Annotated in this window: 15 protein-coding genes and 1 pseudogene; 8 read left to right on the top strand and 8 right to left on the bottom strand. The window is 65.6% G+C overall.

The annotated features are described in order from the left end of the window. Positions 1-70: 70 nt before the first annotated feature. The 6 genes from ileS to gpmA all read right to left on the bottom strand — a co-directional run bounded on the left by ileS (position 71) and on the right by gpmA (position 6,903). Positions 71-3,025 carry an isoleucine--tRNA ligase gene (ileS, locus tag ACFC3J_RS18235; protein WP_375197494.1) on the bottom strand — a complete coding sequence of 985 codons (2,955 nt, stop codon included), beginning with the start codon at positions 3,023-3,025 and terminating at the stop codon, positions 71-73. A gap of 45 nt (positions 3,026-3,070) precedes the next feature. Further along, positions 3,071-4,009 carry a bifunctional riboflavin kinase/FAD synthetase gene (locus tag ACFC3J_RS18230; protein WP_375197493.1) on the bottom strand — a complete coding sequence of 313 codons (939 nt, stop codon included), beginning with the start codon at positions 4,007-4,009 and terminating at the stop codon, positions 3,071-3,073. Positions 4,010-4,017: 8 nt separating this feature from the next. Beyond that, complete coding sequence (locus ACFC3J_RS18225; RefSeq protein ID WP_375197492.1) at positions 4,018-4,551, bottom strand: dihydrofolate reductase; 534 nt, start codon at positions 4,549-4,551, stop codon at positions 4,018-4,020. Continuing rightward, positions 4,548-5,618, bottom strand: coding sequence for a 5-(carboxyamino)imidazole ribonucleotide synthase (locus ACFC3J_RS18220; RefSeq protein WP_375197491.1), 1,071 nt, complete (start codon positions 5,616-5,618; stop codon positions 4,548-4,550). The genes ACFC3J_RS18225 and ACFC3J_RS18220 overlap by 4 nt, the downstream gene beginning before the upstream one ends. A 1-nt stretch (position 5,619) precedes the next feature. Next, a complete protein-coding gene (gene purE / locus ACFC3J_RS18215; protein WP_375197490.1) occupies positions 5,620-6,114 on the bottom strand; it encodes a 5-(carboxyamino)imidazole ribonucleotide mutase in 495 nt (164 codons plus the stop codon). 102 nt (positions 6,115-6,216) lie between these two features. After that, positions 6,217-6,903: a 2,3-diphosphoglycerate-dependent phosphoglycerate mutase gene (gpmA, locus tag ACFC3J_RS18210; protein ID WP_375197489.1), complete on the bottom strand. Its 687-nt coding sequence runs from the start codon at positions 6,901-6,903 to the stop codon at positions 6,217-6,219. 155 nt (positions 6,904-7,058) lie between these two features. Here gpmA and sppA point away from each other — a divergent pair, with 155 nt between their 5' ends. The 7 genes from sppA to glp all read left to right on the top strand — a co-directional run bounded on the left by sppA (position 7,059) and on the right by glp (position 13,544). Beyond that, positions 7,059-8,960, top strand: a complete 1,902-nt coding sequence (gene sppA / locus ACFC3J_RS18205; protein ID WP_375197488.1) for a signal peptide peptidase SppA — start codon at positions 7,059-7,061, stop codon at positions 8,958-8,960. A gap of 119 nt (positions 8,961-9,079) precedes the next feature. Further along, the gene (locus tag ACFC3J_RS18200) at positions 9,080-9,343 is read left to right on the top strand and encodes a hypothetical protein (protein ID WP_375197487.1); all 264 of its coding nucleotides are present in this window, start codon (positions 9,080-9,082) and stop codon (positions 9,341-9,343) included. Between the two features lie 81 nt (positions 9,344-9,424). Continuing rightward, on the top strand, positions 9,425-10,015 hold the full coding sequence (locus tag ACFC3J_RS18195) for an anthranilate synthase component II (protein WP_375197486.1): 591 nt from the start codon (positions 9,425-9,427) through the stop codon (positions 10,013-10,015). A 100-nt stretch (positions 10,016-10,115) separates the two neighbouring features. Continuing rightward, positions 10,116-11,108 carry an anthranilate phosphoribosyltransferase gene (trpD, locus tag ACFC3J_RS18190; protein WP_375197495.1) on the top strand — a complete coding sequence of 331 codons (993 nt, stop codon included), beginning with the start codon at positions 10,116-10,118 and terminating at the stop codon, positions 11,106-11,108. Continuing rightward, positions 11,105-11,896 (top strand): indole-3-glycerol phosphate synthase TrpC, encoded by a 792-nt coding sequence (gene trpC, locus ACFC3J_RS18185; RefSeq protein ID WP_375197485.1) that lies wholly within the window; start codon positions 11,105-11,107, stop codon positions 11,894-11,896. Before trpD ends, trpC begins: the two co-directional genes overlap by 4 nt. Further along, positions 11,893-12,363: a cyclic pyranopterin monophosphate synthase MoaC gene (gene moaC, locus ACFC3J_RS18180; protein WP_375197484.1), complete on the top strand. Its 471-nt coding sequence runs from the start codon at positions 11,893-11,895 to the stop codon at positions 12,361-12,363. Before trpC ends, moaC begins: the two co-directional genes overlap by 4 nt. Beyond that, positions 12,360-13,544 (top strand): gephyrin-like molybdotransferase Glp, encoded by a 1,185-nt coding sequence (gene glp, locus ACFC3J_RS18175; RefSeq protein WP_375197483.1) that lies wholly within the window; start codon positions 12,360-12,362, stop codon positions 13,542-13,544. The genes moaC and glp overlap by 4 nt, the downstream gene beginning before the upstream one ends. A gap of 58 nt (positions 13,545-13,602) precedes the next feature. On the opposite strand, the gene ACFC3J_RS18170 is transcribed toward glp, so the two are convergent. Beyond that, positions 13,603-13,761 carry a hypothetical protein gene (locus ACFC3J_RS18170; RefSeq protein ID WP_192666576.1) on the bottom strand — a complete coding sequence of 53 codons (159 nt, stop codon included), beginning with the start codon at positions 13,759-13,761 and terminating at the stop codon, positions 13,603-13,605. Positions 13,762-13,927: 166 nt separating this feature from the next. Between ACFC3J_RS18170 and lexA the strand changes: the two genes are divergently transcribed. Further along, the gene (gene lexA / locus ACFC3J_RS18165; RefSeq protein WP_375197482.1) at positions 13,928-14,599 is read left to right on the top strand and encodes a transcriptional repressor LexA; all 672 of its coding nucleotides are present in this window, start codon (positions 13,928-13,930) and stop codon (positions 14,597-14,599) included. Positions 14,600-14,615: 16 nt separating this feature from the next. Here the strand turns inward: lexA and ACFC3J_RS18160 are convergent. Continuing rightward, positions 14,616-15,987, bottom strand: a pseudogene (locus ACFC3J_RS18160) (ComEC/Rec2 family competence protein); the annotation flags it as partial.

Here is a 15,987-nt window from a genome sequence, read left to right as displayed (position 1 = left end):
TTTCTCCTGCCACAGCCTGCTTGCCCCAGCGCTATAGCCGAGGAAAGCAACTGTAGGACAGGAGGAAGTTTTACCCGGCAAGCACTTCGTCGCAGCGGTTGCAGAGCGTGCCGTCTTCCTTCACTTCCGGCAGCAGGCGCCAGCAGCGGCCGCATTTATGCCACTCGCTGGGCTTGACGACGATGCCCTCGCCCTTGCCCATTTCGATGCGGGCGACGATGGCGATTTCGGCGAAGTTCACACCGTCGCTGGGAACCAGCTGACCCATGGTCACGTCGGCTTCCAGGCTGGAGCGGACGATCTTCTCGCGGCGGAGGGGTTCGATGGCTTCGTTGACCTGATCGCGCTGGCTGCGCAGTTCGCTCCACTTGGCGTCGAGCGATCCGTCGAGCCAAGCCGCATCAACTTCCGGCCATTCAAGGAAATGGACGCTTTCTTCAGGACTTGGATAGCGGCTTTGCCACACTTCCTCAGCGGTGAAGGGGATGATCGGCGCGGCATAGCGGACGAGCGCATGGAACAGCGTGTCCAGCACGGTGCGATAGGCGCGCCGCTTGAGATCGCTCTTCGCGTCGCAATAGAGGCAATCCTTGCGAATGTCGAAGAAGAAGGCCGAGAGGTCGCTGTTGGCGAAATCCATCAGCGCGCGGGTGTAGCGGCTGAATTCGAGCCAGTTCTCGCTGCCCGCGGCCTTGTCGACCACGCCCCTGAGGTCCGCGTCGAGCCTGGCGAGCAGGTGGAGCATGTAGCGCTCCAGTTCCGGCATTTCGCTGACGGGCAGCTTTTCTTCCTCGGAGAAATCGGAAAGAGCGCCCAGCAGGTAACGGAAAGTGTTGCGGAGTTTGCGATAGGCGTCGGAGGAACCGGCCAGCACTTCCTTGCCGATGCGGACATCGTCGAAATAGTCGGTGCTGGCGACCCAGACGCGGAGAATGTCCGAGCCGCTTTCCGCGATGACCTTCAGCGGATCGACCACATTGCCGAGGCTCTTCGACATTTTGCGCCCCTGCCCGTCCAGCGCGAAGCCGTGGGTGAGGACGGCGTCATAGGGCGCGCGGCCACGGGTGCCGCTGCTCTCCAGCAGCGAGGACTGGAACCAGCCGCGATGCTGGTCGGAGCCTTCCAGATAGAGATCGGCGCGGGCGTCGGGACCGTAGCGGCCTTCCACCACGAAACTGTGGGTCGAGCCGCTGTCGAACCAGACGTCGAGAATGTCGTTCACCACCTCATAGTCGTTGAGGTCGTAATCGGGGCCGAGCAGCGCCTGATGATCGGCGCCGAACCACGCGTCCGCGCCTGCGCCCCTGAACGCTTCGATGATGCGGGCATTGACTGCCTTATCAACGAGATATTCGCCGGTCTTGCGATGAACATAGAGCGCGATGGGCACGCCCCATGCGCGCTGGCGGGAGATCACCCAGTCGGGGCGGCCCTCCACCATCGAGCGGATGCGATTGATCGAGCGTTCCGGCACCCAGCGGGTGTTCTCGATCGCGTCGAGCGCGGTGCCGCGCAGGGTCGCACCGTTGCTTTGGCGAGCAAGGATGGCTTCTTCCTCGGCGCAGCGCGGGATGATGCCATCGCCGATCGGGCGGTCCATGGGGATGAACCACTGAGGCGTGCAGCGGAAGATGATCTTCGCCTTGGAACGCCAGCTGTGCGGATAGCTGTGCCTGAAGTCATCGGACGCGGCGAGCAGACCGCCCGCTTCGCGCAGGTCGGTGCAGATCGGGCCGTCCTTGCCGACGAATTTCGGGTTGATGACCGATCCCTGACCACCGAGCCAGAGCCAGTCCTCGCGATATTTGCCGTCATTCTCGACCGCGAAGACCGGGTTGATGCCGTTCGCCTTGCAGAGCGCGAAGTCGTCCTCGCCATGGTCGGGCGCCATGTGGACGAGGCCGGTGCCTGCGTCGGTGGTGACGAAATCGCCCGCGAGGAACGGGCGGGGCCTCGCGAAGAAGCCGCCGAGTTTGTGCATCGGGTGGCGGGCGACGGCACCGGCTAGATCCGCACCTTTGCCGGTCCACTCTTCGACAAAAACAGGAGAAGCTTCGTGTGGTGCATATTGCACCGACAACAACTTTGCCATCCGGCTCTTCAAGCCCTCGATCAATGCCGGATCATTAGCAACCAGAAACCTACGACCTTCCCATTTGCAAAGTTCATAGCGGTCGACGGGATGCTCGACTTGAACATGCATTACCGTTCCGGACACCCGAAGCAGAACATATTCGTTTTCAGGCCCATAGGCCAAAGCCTGATTGACCGGGATCGTCCAGGGCGTCGTCGTCCAGATCACCGCATGGGCGCCGACCAGTTCCGGCGCATTCGGCGCTTCGACGATCTCGAACGCCACGTCGATCTGGGTCGAGACGATGTCCTCATATTCGACCTCCGCCTCGGCCAGCGCGGTCTTTTCGACCGGGGACCACATGACGGGCTTGGCGCCGCGATAGAGCTGGCCGCTTTCCGCGAATTTCAGCAGCTCTCCGACGATCGTGGCTTCGGCGTCGAACTTCATGGTGAGATAGGGATCGTCCCAGTCGCCCATGACGCCAAGGCGCTTGAACTGTTCCTTCTGCACGCCAACCCATTTGTCCGCATAGGCGCGGCACTGGGCGCGGAATTCCTGTGCGGGAACCTCGTCCTTATTCTGCTTCTTCTTGCGATATTCCTCCTCGATCTTCCATTCGATCGGAAGGCCGTGGCAGTCCCAGCCGGGGACATAGGGCGCGTCCTTGCCCAGCAACGACTGGCTGCGGACGATGATGTCCTTCAGCACCTTGTTCATCGCATGGCCCATATGGATGTCGCCATTGGCATAGGGCGGGCCGTCGTGGAGGATGAAGCGTGTCCGGCCCTTCCGCCGCTCGCGCAGCTTGCCGTAGAGGTCCATTTCCTCCCAGCGCGCGAGGATCGCCGGTTCCTTCTGCGCGAGGCCCGCCTTCATGGGGAAGTCGGTGACGGGCAGGAAAACGGTGCTCTTGTAATCTTTGGTTTCTTGGCTGGGCTGGTCGGTCATTTGGGTCCGCGCGGTTTAGCTATATGCTGAAATATCTGCGCGGCATTAGGCGAGGTGTGGCGTTCCCGCAAGGATTTGCCGCGCATCGGCACAGTCCTGCGCAATCGCCGCCATCAGCGCGTCGAGGCCGTCGAACTTTGCCTCAGGGCGGAGGAAGTGGATCATCTGCACCTCTATGACCTGATCGTAGAGGCTTTCGGCGAAATCGAAGAAATGCGGCTCCAGCAGTTCCTTGGGCGGATCGAAGCTGGGACGGATGCCGAGATTGGCGGCGCCGTCGAGGACGCGCCCGTCGGGGAGAAGCCCGCGCACGGCGTAAATGCCGTAGGCCGGGCGCAGATAATGGCCCATGTCGACATTGGCGGTCGGAAAGCCGATGGTGCGGCCGAGCTTGTCGCCATGCTGGACCATGCCCTCGATCGTGAAGGGGCGGGTCAGCAGGCGGGTAGCGGTGGCGCAATCGCCTGATTGGAGCGCGTGCCGGATGCGGGTGGAGGAGATGATCTCCCCGCCCGGACTTGTGACGGGGGCAACGGCCTGCGCCACAAGGCCAATAGTGGCGCCAAGTTGGGCCAAGACGCCGACATTGCCCAGACGGTCCTTGCCGAAAGTGAAATCTTCGCCCGTAACAACGCCGGCAACGCCCCAATCAGCCAGCAGACGGACGAAGGCCAGCGGATCGAGCGCGGCCAGTTCGCGGGTGAAGTCGAACACCAGCATGGCGTCGGCGCCCGCTTTGGCGAACAGGCGTTCGCGCTGGTCGAGCGTGGTCAGGCGGAACCATGGCGTTTCCGGGCGGAAGAGGCGCATGGGGTGCGGGTCGAACGTGGCGATGATCGCCGGGCGGCCCTGCGCGCGGGCAAGCTCTATGGCGCGGCGGGCCACGGCCTGATGCCCGGCATGAAATCCGTCGAAATTCCCCAGCGCCATGATGCAGCCGCGCAAGTGGGCGGGCATCGGGGCGCTGCTGTGCAGCCGCTCCATGACCGGCGCTATAGGGGTGCGTCCGGGCGCTGGCAATGCGCCCCGACCTTGGTTCTGCGGCGGAAAGTGACGAAGCTGTAGGCCGGGCGGCCATTTTCCGCCGGATGGTCCTGACGGGCGGCTTCCTGCCAGTCGGCGGCGTCGGGATAAGGGATGTGGGTGTCGCCTTCCGCGTCGATATGGACTTCGGTGAGTTCGATGCGATGCGCGAGGGGCAGGAAGAGGCTGTATATCTCCGCGCCGCCGATGACGGCGACGGTCGGCGCTGCGCCCTTGGCGATGGCGTCCTGTGGGTCATGGGCGGTTTCGGCGCCCTCCCCCGTCCATGCCGTGTCGCGGGTCAGCACGATGTGGCGGCGGCCGGGAAGCAGGCCGGGCAGGCTGTCGAAGGTCTTGCGGCCCATGACCATCGGATGACCGAGAGTCAGCGCCTTGAAATGCTTGAGGTCGGCGGGCAGGCGCCATGGCAGGTCGCCATCCCTGCCGATCACGCCATTGTCGGCGCGGGCAAGGATCAGGACGATTTCCTGCGCTTCATTCATAGAGTGAGGCGGGTGACATGGCCCATCTTGCGGCCGGGACGGGCTTCATGCTTGCCATAGAGGTGCAGATGATTGGCCGGGTCGGACAGGATCTGCTGCCAGTCATTGGCCTGTTCGCCGATCAGATTGCGCATCTCGACCCTTGCGGCGGCGAGGCCTGTGTCGCCCAGCGGCAGGCCGCAGATCGCCCGGACATGATTCTCGAACTGGCTGGTAACGGCGCCTTCGATGGTCCAGTGACCGCTATTGTGGACGCGCGGGGCCATTTCGTTGAAGACCGGGCCGTCCGCGCTGGCAAAGAACTCCAGCGTCAGGACGCCGATATAGTCAAGCGCGTCGGCCACCTTCGCCGCGAGGGCGCGGGCCTGGGGCAGCTGGCCTTCGATGAGAGCGCCTGCGGGGACGGTCGAGGTATCGAGTATGCCGTTCGTGTGGACATTGGCGGCGCTGTCCCAGAAACGGATTTCGCCATGGGCGCCGCGCACGAGGATGACCGAATATTCCTGCGCGAAGGTGACGAAACCTTCGAGGATGGCGCTCTGGCGGCCAATCGCGTTCCACGCGCCGACCGCGTCGCCGGGATCGGACAGGCGGGCCTGCCCCTTGCCGTCATAGCCCATGCGGTTGGTCTTGAGGATCGCCCTGCTGCCGATCTGGTCGAGCGCTTCTTCCAGATCGTCGAGGCTTTCGACCGGGGCGAAGGGCGCGGTCAGGCCGCCCAGATCGCAGACGAAGCGCTTTTCGGCAAGGCGGTCCTGCGCGATACGGAGGGCTTGGGCGCCGGGGCGGACGAGGCCGTGGGTGGCGAGGACCTCGACCGCCGAGGGGTCGATATTCTCAAATTCGTAGGTGACGACATCGACGCTGTCGGCGAAGGCCGCAAGGGCGTCCGCATCCTCATAGGCGCCCTGCGTCCAGCGCGGGGAGACGTCGGCGGCGGGGCCGCTGGTTTCCGGGGCGTAGATATGGGTGCGATATCCAAGCTGCGCGGCGGCGATCGCGATCATGCGGCCCAACTGGCCGCCGCCGAGTATGCCGATGGTGGAGCCGGGCGGGATGATGGTCATCTTATTCGGGGGTTTCCGCTACGTCGCTGGTCTGCTTTTCGCGCCAGGCGTCGAGGCGCCCGGCAAGGGCAGCGTCGGTGGTGGCGAGGATCGAGGCGGCGAACAGCGCGGCGTTGATCGCGCCGGGCTTGCCGATGGCGAGCGTGCCGACGGGGATGCCGCCGGGCATCTGGACGATGGAGAGCAGGCTGTCCATGCCCTTCAGCGACTTGGATTCGACGGGCACGCCCAGAACCGGCAGGCGGGTCATGGAGGCGGTCATTCCGGGCAGGTGCGCGGCGCCGCCCGCGCCTGCGATAATGACTTTCAGGCCGCGTCCGACTGCGCCAGTGGCGTAATCATAGAGGCGCTGGGGCGTGCGGTGGGCGGAGACGACCTTGCATTCATGGGCGACGCCGAGCGCTTCCAGCGTTTCGGAGGCATGGCGCATCGTTTCCCAATCGGATCGGCTGCCCATGATGATGCCGACTTCCACGGCTTCGACTGCCCCGGTCATTTTTCCCTGCGCTTTCCCTGCCTGAAACACCCCAAAGGGTGCGGAAAGCAAAGCCCCTTAGCGGCAGGACCGCCAGGGGGCAACGCCTTTAACGGAGGGTTTTCAGCGTTCGGACAGATAGTAGCGGTCCCTGGCGGTCAGGTCGTCGTCCAGTTCGTAGACGATCGGCTGGCCGGTGGGGATTTCCAGTTCGGTGATCTCGTCATCGGGAATGTTCGAGAGATGCTTCACCAGCGCGCGGAGCGAGTTGCCGTGGGCGGAAATGAGGACGCGCTTGCCGGCCTTCAGGTCGGGGGCGATGCGCTCTTCCCAGTAGGGCAGCACGCGGGCGATGGTGTCCTTGAGCGATTCCGTCGACGGGATCGCAATGCCCGCATAGCGGCGGTCCTTCGACAGATCGAACTCGCTGCCGGCCTCCAGCGGCGGCGGCGGCGTGTCGAAGCTGCGGCGCCAGATCTTCACCTGCGCATCACCATGTTTTGCCGCCGTCTCCGCCTTGTTGAGGCCGGTGAGGCCGCCATAATGACGCTCGTTAAGGTGCCAGTCCTTCTCGACCGGCAGCCACAGGCGGCCCATTTCCTCCAGCGCGAGGTTCAGCGTCTTGATGGCGCGGGTCTGGACCGAGGTGTAGCACTGGTCGAAGTCCAGCCCCTTTTCCGCCATCAGGCGGCCGGCGGCGCGCGCTTCCTCGGCGCCCTTTTCGGTCACGTCCACATCCCACCAGCCGGTGAAGCGGTTTTCCAGATTCCACGAGGATTGACCGTGACGGATGAGGACGAGCGTGGGCATGAAGCGTGTCTCCTGCACGAAAAGCCATGAGTTGCGCCCTCCCATAACGTGGGATTCGTCCGGCGCAAGCTTGCGCAGCCCCGGCCCGCCCCCACATTGCAGTCGATCCGTCGATAGGTTAGCCCTCTCAGGCGTTTAAGGAAGGAACCGGCAACTTGGCTTTTGTGAAGGGCGTGTGGCGCATCCTGGTGGCGATCAAGGACGGGCTGGTGCTGCTGTTCCTGCTGCTGTTCTTCGGGGCGCTGTATGCGGCGCTTTCCTGGTCGCCCAAGCCCGCGCAGAGCGTCAGCAGCGGCGCGCTGTTGCTCAAGCTGGACGGCAGCATCGTCGAACAGCCTTCGGAGGTAGATCCGATGGCGTTGCTGACCGGCTCCGGGGACAAAAGCAGGGAATATGGGCTGGCGGACATCGTCGCCGCGCTCGACGCCGCGAAGGATGACGGCAAGGTCAAGGCGGTGGTGCTGAACCTTGACGGCTTTGCGGGCGGCGGTCAGGTGGCGCTGGCGCGGGTCGGCAAGGCGCTCGACGCCGTGCGCGCGGCGAAGAAGCCGGTCTTTGCCTTTGCGACCATCTATAGCGACGACGGCTATCAGCTGGCCGCCCATGCCACCGAAAGCTGGGTCGATCCGCTGGGCGGCGTGGCGATCATCGGGCGTGGAGGGTCCGGCCTCTATTATAAGGGGTTGATCGACAGGCTGGGCGTCAACACGCACGTCTATCGCGTCGGCACCTATAAGAGCTTTGTCGAGCCGTTCACGCGAACCGGCCAGTCTCCCGAAGCGAAACAGGCCAATCAGGCGCTTGCCGATGCGCTCTGGGAGGATTGGCAGCAGGAAGTCGTCAAGGCCCGGCCCAGGGCGAAGCTGGCCGCCTATGTCAGCAATCCGGCGGCGCTGGCGCAGGCTGCGGGCGGCAATCTGGCAAAGGCGGCGCTCAACGCGGGGCTGGTCGACAGGCTGGGTGATGAAGCGGCCTTCGGCGCGCGCGTGGCGGAGGTTGCGGGCGATGCGCCGGACGACAAGGCCGGGGATTTCGCCAGCATCGACCTCAAAAAATATATGAAGGCGCACAAGCCCGCCAATGGCGGCGACATCGGCGTGCTGACCATCGCGGGCGACATCGTCGATGGCGAGGCCGGACCGGGCACGGCGGCGGGCGACACGATTTCGGCCTTGCTGCGCAAGGCTCTGGCCGAGAAGGATCTGAAGGCGCTGGTGGTGCGGGTCGATTCGCCGGGCGGGTCGGTCATGGCCTCGGAAAAGATCCGCAGCGCGATCATGGCGGCAAAGTCCGGCGGGCTGCCGGTGGTCGTGTCCATGGGCAATGTCGCGGCGAGCGGCGGCTATTGGGTGTCGACTCCGGCCGACGTCATCTTTGCCGAGCCGGATACGATCACCGGCTCGATCGGCGTGTTCGGGATCATCCCCAGCTTCGAGGGCACGCTCGCGAAGATCGGCGTGACCACCGATGGCGTGAAGACCACGCCCCTGTCGGGACAGCCCGATGTGGCCGGAGGCACCACGCCGGAGTTCGACCGGATCATGCAGATGGGGGTCGAGGATATTTACGGCCGCTTCGTCGGTCTGGTGGCCAAGGCCCGGCGCAAGACGCCGCAGCAGATCGACGCGATCGCGCAGGGGCGCGTGTGGGATGGCGGCACGGCCCGGCAGATCGGGCTGGTCGATCGCTTCGGCGGGCTGGAGGAGGCGATCGCCGAGGCGGCAAAGCTGGCGAAGGTCGACCCGGGCAATGCCAAACCCTACCGGATCGAGAAGGAGCCGGACAAGTTCGCCGAGTTCATCCAGTCGGTCATGGAGCGCGAGGATGACGATGCCGGAGCGCCCGATGCCCGGATGGGACGCGATCTGCTTGGACGGCAGGCGATGGTGCAGCGCAACTGGGCGTTGCAGGCGGTTGCCGATGTCCGCGCTCTGGTGAGCGGCGCCGGCGTGCGGGCGGATTGCCTGGAATGCCGGGGCTATGGCGCGCCGAAGCTGGCCGGGACCGCGGATCAGCGCGGGCTGTGGTCGATGCTGGTGGGCTTGCTGATAGGGTGATGGGTTACGACCAATAAAGGACATATTGTTATCGGCCTATGAGCTTACGGTAGGCCTCAGCCGCGAATTTAAAGGTCATTTAGTCCATCAACGTGATAAGGCGCTCAACGGAGCCTTTCATGCATGCTTTGATGATCCTTGCCGGAACGCTGCTTCCCCTATTTGCTTCCTTGATCGTGTCAGCGGAATGGGGAAGGGTTTGGAAGGCCGTATTCATTGGCACGTTTCTATCCCTGCTCTCCTTAGCGATCTTGATTTTCATCGAGCGCAACAATGACGGCGGCCTCATTCTGATTGCCACGGTAGTTGGTCTGCCGTTTATTTTCGGATTTGCGTTTGTGGGCACTACGGTTGGCAGGATGATGCACAAGCCAAGAGCATGATTGATCGGTTTAGCCGCCCGTCCGCAATCCACCCAAAGCCGCACTTCCCCCCGCACCGATCCCGCGCTAAAGCGTCAGCCCATGATCCTCGTCATCGACAATTACGACAGCTTCACCTGGAACCTCGTCCATTATCTGATGGAGCTGGGCGCGCAGGTGGAAGTCGTTCGCAACGACGCCATTTCCGCCGGGCAGGCGCTTTCCAGCGGCGCGCAGGCCTTTCTGCTGTCGCCCGGCCCCTGCACCCCCAATGAAGCGGGCGTCAGCCTGGACCTCGTCGCGGCCTGCGCCGATGCGGGCGCGCCGCTGCTGGGCGTGTGCCTTGGCCACCAGTCGATCGGCCAGCATTTCGGCGGCAAGGTGGTGCGCGGCGGGCTGATGCACGGCAAGACCTCCCCCGTCAGCCATGACGGCACCGGGCTGTTCGAAGGTCTGCCCTCGCCCTTCACCGCGACCCGCTATCACTCGCTGATCGTGGAGGAGATTCCCGACTGCCTGATCGTCAACGCCACCAGCGAAGACGGGTCCGTCATGGGCTTCCGCCACAAGGACCTGCCGATTCATTCGGTCCAGTTCCACCCGGAAAGCATCGCGACCGAGCATGGCCACGACATGCTGGCGAATTTCCTGCGGATCGCCGGCATCCCCGTTCAGGAGCGCGTGGCGGCCTGACGCCGCGCCTCCCCTTTGCCTTGGGCGACGCCGGGGAAGCGGCGCCGCATTTCCATACGCTACTCGACTTTGGCGCCGTCCCATGATTAAGGCAGCGTCGATGAACCGCCTGCCCGATCCTTCCGCGCCGCTCGATGCGCAAGCCGCCGCCACGGCATTCGACCTGCTGTTCGACGCCGACCTGTCGGAAGAGGAGATTGCCCGCTTCCTCGTCACCATGGCCCGGCGCGGCGAGACGGCGACGGAAATCGCCGCCGCAGCCCGCGCCATGCGGGCGCGGATGATCCCGGTCGCCGCTCCGACGGGCGCCATCGACGTCTGCGGCACGGGCGGCGATGGCCATCACACGCTGAACGTCTCGACCGCCGTGTCGCTGGTGGTCGCCGCGGCGGGCGTTCCCGTCGCCAAGCATGGCAACCGCGCCGCATCCTCCAAGGCGGGGGCCGCCGACACTTTGGAAGCGCTTGGCCTCAATCTCGACCGCGCGGCCGAAACCGCCGAAGCGACGCTGGCCGACCTTGGCATCTGCTTCCTGTTCGCGCAAAATTATCACCCGGCGCTCAAGCGCCTCGGCCCGATCCGCAGGGCGATCGGCGAGCGCACCATCTTCAACCTCATGGGTCCGCTCGCCAATCCCGCAGGCGTGCGCCGCCAGCTCGTCGGCATCGCCCGGCCCGATTATGTGCCCATCTACGCCGAAGCGCTGGCGGAACTGGGCGTCGACCGCGCCATGATCATTTCGGGCGACGAGGGCCTCGACGAGCTGTCGCTCGCAGGCGGCAACGACATGGCGGAGGTGAAAGGGCACAGCCTTGTCGCCATGCATCGCCTGACGGCCGCCGACCTTGGCCTCTCCACCCATCCGGTCGAGGCGATCAAGGGCGGCGACCCGGCCTATAATGCCGCCGCGCTGCGCGCCCTGCTGCAAGGCGAGCCGGGTCCCTATCGCGACGCCGTGCTGCTCAACGCCGCCGCCGCCCTTGTCGTTGCCGACGCCGTATCCGATTTCCGCGAAGGCGTGGAAGAAGCCGCCGAAACCATCGATCGCGGGCTTGCCAACGCCCTCCTCAATTGCTGGATTGCCTATTCATGACCAACAAGCTCATCGAAATCTGCGACGTGAAGCGGGAGGAAGTCGCACGCCGCAAGGCTGCGATCACGGTTTCGACCCTGCACGCCCGCGCATCCGAGCAGACGCCTCCGCGCGGCTTCCGCAAGGCGCTGGACGATGCCGCCCGCGCCGGATTCGGCCTGATCGCGGAGATCAAGAAGGCCAGCCCGTCCAAGGGCCTGATCCGCCCCGATTTCGACCCGCCCGCCCATGCGCAGGCCTATGCGGCAGGCGGCGCGGCCTGCCTGTCGGTGCTGACCGACGAGCCTTATTTTCAGGGCCATGACGATTATCTGATGGCCGCCCGGTCCGCCTGCGCCCTGCCGGTGCTGCGCAAGGATTTCATGGTCGATCCCTGGCAGGTGCTGGAAAGCCGGTCGCTGGGCGCCGACGCCGTCCTGATCATCGCCGCCGCGCTGGACGACAATCAGATGGCGGAGATTGAGGACGCCGCGCTCGGCCTTGGCATGGACGCGCTGATCGAAGTGCATGACGCGCAGGAGCTGGAGCGCGCGATGAAGCTGCGCTCGCGCCTGATCGGCGTCAATAATCGCGACCTGCGCGACTTTACCGTGGACTTCGCCCGCACCTACGAACTGGTGGGTCAGGCGCCGGAGGGCTGCACCTTCGTCGCGGAAAGCGGCATCACCGGCCATGGCGACCTTACCGCCATGGCGGAGCATGGCGTGCGCTGCTTCCTGGTCGGTGAAACGCTGATGCGGCAGGCCGATGTCGAGGCGGCGACCCGCAACCTGCTGACGGGCCAATGAGCAGGCTCACCCATCTGGATGAGGACGGATCGGCCCATATGGTCGACGTCTCGGCCAAGGCGGTAACGACCCGTCAGGCCGTCGCCAGCGGCCGCATCGCCATGAGCGAAGAGGCCGCAAACGCCATCGCCCAGGGCCTCGTCAAGAAGGGCGACGTTCTTGCCGTCGCCCGGGTCGCAGGCATCATGGCCGCCAAGCGGACCGCCGATCTGATCCCGCTTTGCCATCCCATTGCGCTCAGTTCCGTCAGCATCGACTTCGCCCTCGACGGCAGCGGCGTCACCATCACCGCGACGGCGAAAACCGCCGGACAGACGGGCGTGGAGATGGAGGCGCTGACCGCCGCGACCGTTGCGCTGCTGACCGTCTACGACATGGCCAAGGCGCTGGATAAGGGCATGGTCATCGGCGAAGTCCGGCTGCTGTCCAAAACCGGCGGCAAGTCCGGAGAATGGCGCGCGTCATGAGCCTGCTTCCGGTCGCAGAGGCGCAAGGCCGCCTGATGGCGCTGGGCAAGCGCCTTCCGACTGAAGATGTTCCCATTGCCGTCTGCACCGGCCGTTGGCTGACCCGGGACGTGACCGCGCTGCGCGACCAGCCCTGGGCCGATCTTTCCGCCATGGACGGCTATGCCATCCGGGCCGCTGAATGGCCCGGACCCTGGCGGGTAACGGCGGAAAGCAGCGCGGGCGATGCGCCTCCCCCGCCCCTTCTTCCCGGTGAGGCCTGCCGCATCTTCACCGGCGCGCCGCTGCCGCAGGGGGCGGACAGCGTGCTCATTCAGGAGGAGGCTGCGCGGGATGGCGCGCTGCTCACCGCGACCGGAGCGGCGCTGTCGGCAGGACGGAATGTCCGTCCGGCCGCCTCCGACTTTCGCAGCGGCGGCACCTTGCTGGCCGCAGGAACCGCACTGGGTCCCGCCCAGATCGCGCTTGCGGTGCTTGGCGGCCACGGCGCCCTGCCGGTCGCCCGCCGCGCCCGCGTCGCCATCCTGTCCACCGGCAATGAGCTGGTGCCGCCGGGCACGCCTGCATCGCCCGGACAATTGCCCTCATCCAACGCTCCGATGCTCGCGGCTCTGCTGGCCGCCCTCCCCTGCGACGTGATCGACCTCGGCATCATTCGCGACGATCTGGACAGCATGAGCGAAGCGTTCCACCGCGCCGGGGAAGCGGATATCATCGTCTCGACCGGCGGCGCGTCAGTCGGGGATCACGACATCGTCCGCCCGGCCTTCGCCCGCGCAGGCGGTTCGCTCGATTTCTGGAAGATCGGGATGCGGCCCGGCAAGCCGCTGATGGCAGGCACGCTGGAGGGCGCGATTTTCCTGGGCCTGCCGGGAAATCCGGTATCGGCCTTCGTCACCGCGACATTGTTCCTTCTGCCGCTCGTCCGGCACTTGATGGGGTCCAGTTTCCCCCTTCCCCGCACCGTTCCGGCCCGGCTGGCCGCCGCCTTGCCCGCCACGGGCGAGCGCGACGACTATCTCCGCGCCTTCCGCAGCGAAGCGGGCGTAGTGTCGGTGACGTCGCAGGACAGCGCCGCGACCGCCGCCCTGGCGATGGCCGACTGCCTGATCCTGCGTCCCGCCGGATCACCTCCGGCGCAAGCTGGCGATCCGGTCACGGTCCTGCCGCTGACCGCCTGAGGGGTCGCACAAGAAAAGGGGCCGCAATGCGACCCCTTTCAGAGTTAAGTGGGACTGTTCAGCGTTGTTGCTTGCCGGGCGCCTTGTCCTGACGGCGTTCATCGCCCATCTGACCCTGACGGTTCTCCTGCTGCTGCTGACGCCCGCCCTGGCTCGAGCGGTCGCCGCCCTGCTGGTCGCGGCGCTGATTCTTGTCCTGACTGTTCTGGTTGGGCATCGTTCACTCCTATTCACCCTCTTGTGGAAGGCAGGCAGGAAAACGGCCATTGCCCCGGCTGCGTTCCACCGAATGCGCCCAACGGTTGGGCGGCCGGTTAGACGCTTGACTTCCCCTTTTTCGTTTCCTATGCGTTCTCCATCCGTTCCAAAGAGGGCAAGCAGGCATGTTGACACTCAAGCAACAGGAATTGCTGAGCTTCATTCAGACCCGGTTGGAGGAAGGCGGCGTGTCCCCTTCCTTCGAGGAGATGAAGGAAGCGCTGGATCTGCGATCCAAATCCGGCATCCATCGCCTGATCAACGCGTTGGAGGAGCGGGGCTTTATCCGCCGTCTGCCCAATCGCGCCCGCGCTCTGGAGGTGCTGAAGCTCCCCGACGCGATGCACCGCGCGCCCAAGGTCGTTACGCCGCCCAAGCCGCAATTGACGGCGGCCCCACCGGTTGCGGCCAACGATGTGCTGGAAATCCCGCTCCACGGGCGTATCGCCGCGGGCGTGCCGATCGAGGCGCTGGAAGGGCAGAATATGCTGTCCGTGCCCGCGGCTTTGCTGGGCGCGGGCGATCATTACGCGCTGGAGGTGGCGGGCGATTCCATGATGGAGGCGGGCATCCTCGATGGCGATTTCGCGCTGATCCAGCGCACCGAGGTCGCACGGGAAGGACAGATTGTCGTCGCCCTGATCGATGAGAATGAAGCGACGCTCAAATATTTCCACCGCGACGGGTCGAAAGTCCGGCTCGATCCGGCGAATGGCGCCTATGAACCGCAATTTTATGATCCGCGACAGGTCCGCATTCAGGGCAAACTGGCCGGGTTGCTGCGCCGCTATAATTGACGCGGCGGGGGTCGGCGCGGCCTGTCGCGGGCCGCGCTATCCATGGATGTTCGTCGTCCGCTCGTCTGACGGTGCGGACCGATGGCGTATCAAGATTGATGGCCAGCCCGCCCGTCCGGGCCAGCAGGCGCCGGTCCGCTTTCAGCCAGCGCGGGCGGCAGGCGCCCGGCAGGAAGCGGTCGCTGACGACGATATCCGCCCATGCGCAATCCTTGGCCATCACCGCGCCTTCGACCCTTGCGCTGCTTCGCGTCACGAGCACGTTCCAGTTTCGTGCCCCACCGGCCAGCCTGACGGCGCACAGGTCCTGCGAACAGCGCGCTTCGGGCAGATCGGCCAGCGCTTCCAGCGTGCCGTCGTAGCCGGCGGTTTCCGCCAGCGCGTCGCGGACGTAACCGCCCGCTCTCTCGCGCAATATGGCCATGGTCCCGCCCGCGGTGCGCACGGCGACATGGCGGCCGTCTCCCGTCACGAGCAGGGCGGGCGGTGGGCTTTTGAGGACCATCGCGACGCCCGCCGCGACCGGGATCAGGCCGATCCACCGCCATCGGCTGCGCCATAGCAGGCACCAGAGCAGACCCGCCAGGATAAGCCCGAACATGCCGTGATCCTGCGCGGAGGAGCGCATGATCGCCCAGGGGCTGGACGCCACCCCATGCGCGACCAGCAGCAGCAGATCCAGCGATCGGGCGGTCATCCACCAGAAAGGCGCCCCCCATCCCAAAGGATCGAACAGCAAGGCCAACGCCTCAAGCGGCATGACGATGAAGGTGGTCAGCGGGATCGCCACCAGATTGGCGATCGATCCCAGCATGCCCGCCTTGTGAAAATGGAAGATCGCGATCGGGGCCAGAACCAGTTCCACCACCAGTCCCGTCGCCAGCAGGCCCAGCAGATGGCGTCCGGCCCGCCGCCAGCCCGCCTCTTCCCGCGGAGCCATGAAGGCCCGGAAACGCGGATGCTCGCCCAGCGCCACCAGAGCCACTACGGCAGCAAAGCTCATCTGGAAACTCGGCCCCGCCAGCGCTTCGGGCCAGAGCAACAGAACCACCAAAGCCCCCGCCGCGACCAGGCGCAGCGTGATGGCGTCCCGCCCCAACGCCAACCCGCCCAGCACCAGCATGGCCGCCACGCAGGACCGCACCGTGGGCACCTCCGCCCCGGTCAGCAGCGTGTACCCGATGCCCGCCAGCGCGCCTCCGCCCGCCGCGATCAGCATCAGCGGCCAGCCGAGCGCGGCCCTCCGGCTCAGCGCCATCGCGCGCATCAACATAAACACCACGGCCGCGATCAGGGCGGTCACATGCAGCCCGCTGATCGACAGCAGATGCGCAAGGCCGCTGCGCCGCATCGCTTCGGCATCCGCGGCGGCAATGCCGCCCTGATCC

The sequence above is a fragment of the Sphingobium sp. genome, assembly GCF_041987595.1.
GTDB lineage: Bacteria > Pseudomonadota > Alphaproteobacteria > Sphingomonadales > Sphingomonadaceae > Sphingobium.
Note: the sequence above shows the minus strand (reverse complement) of the source record. Positions and strands in the feature narration are given on the sequence as shown.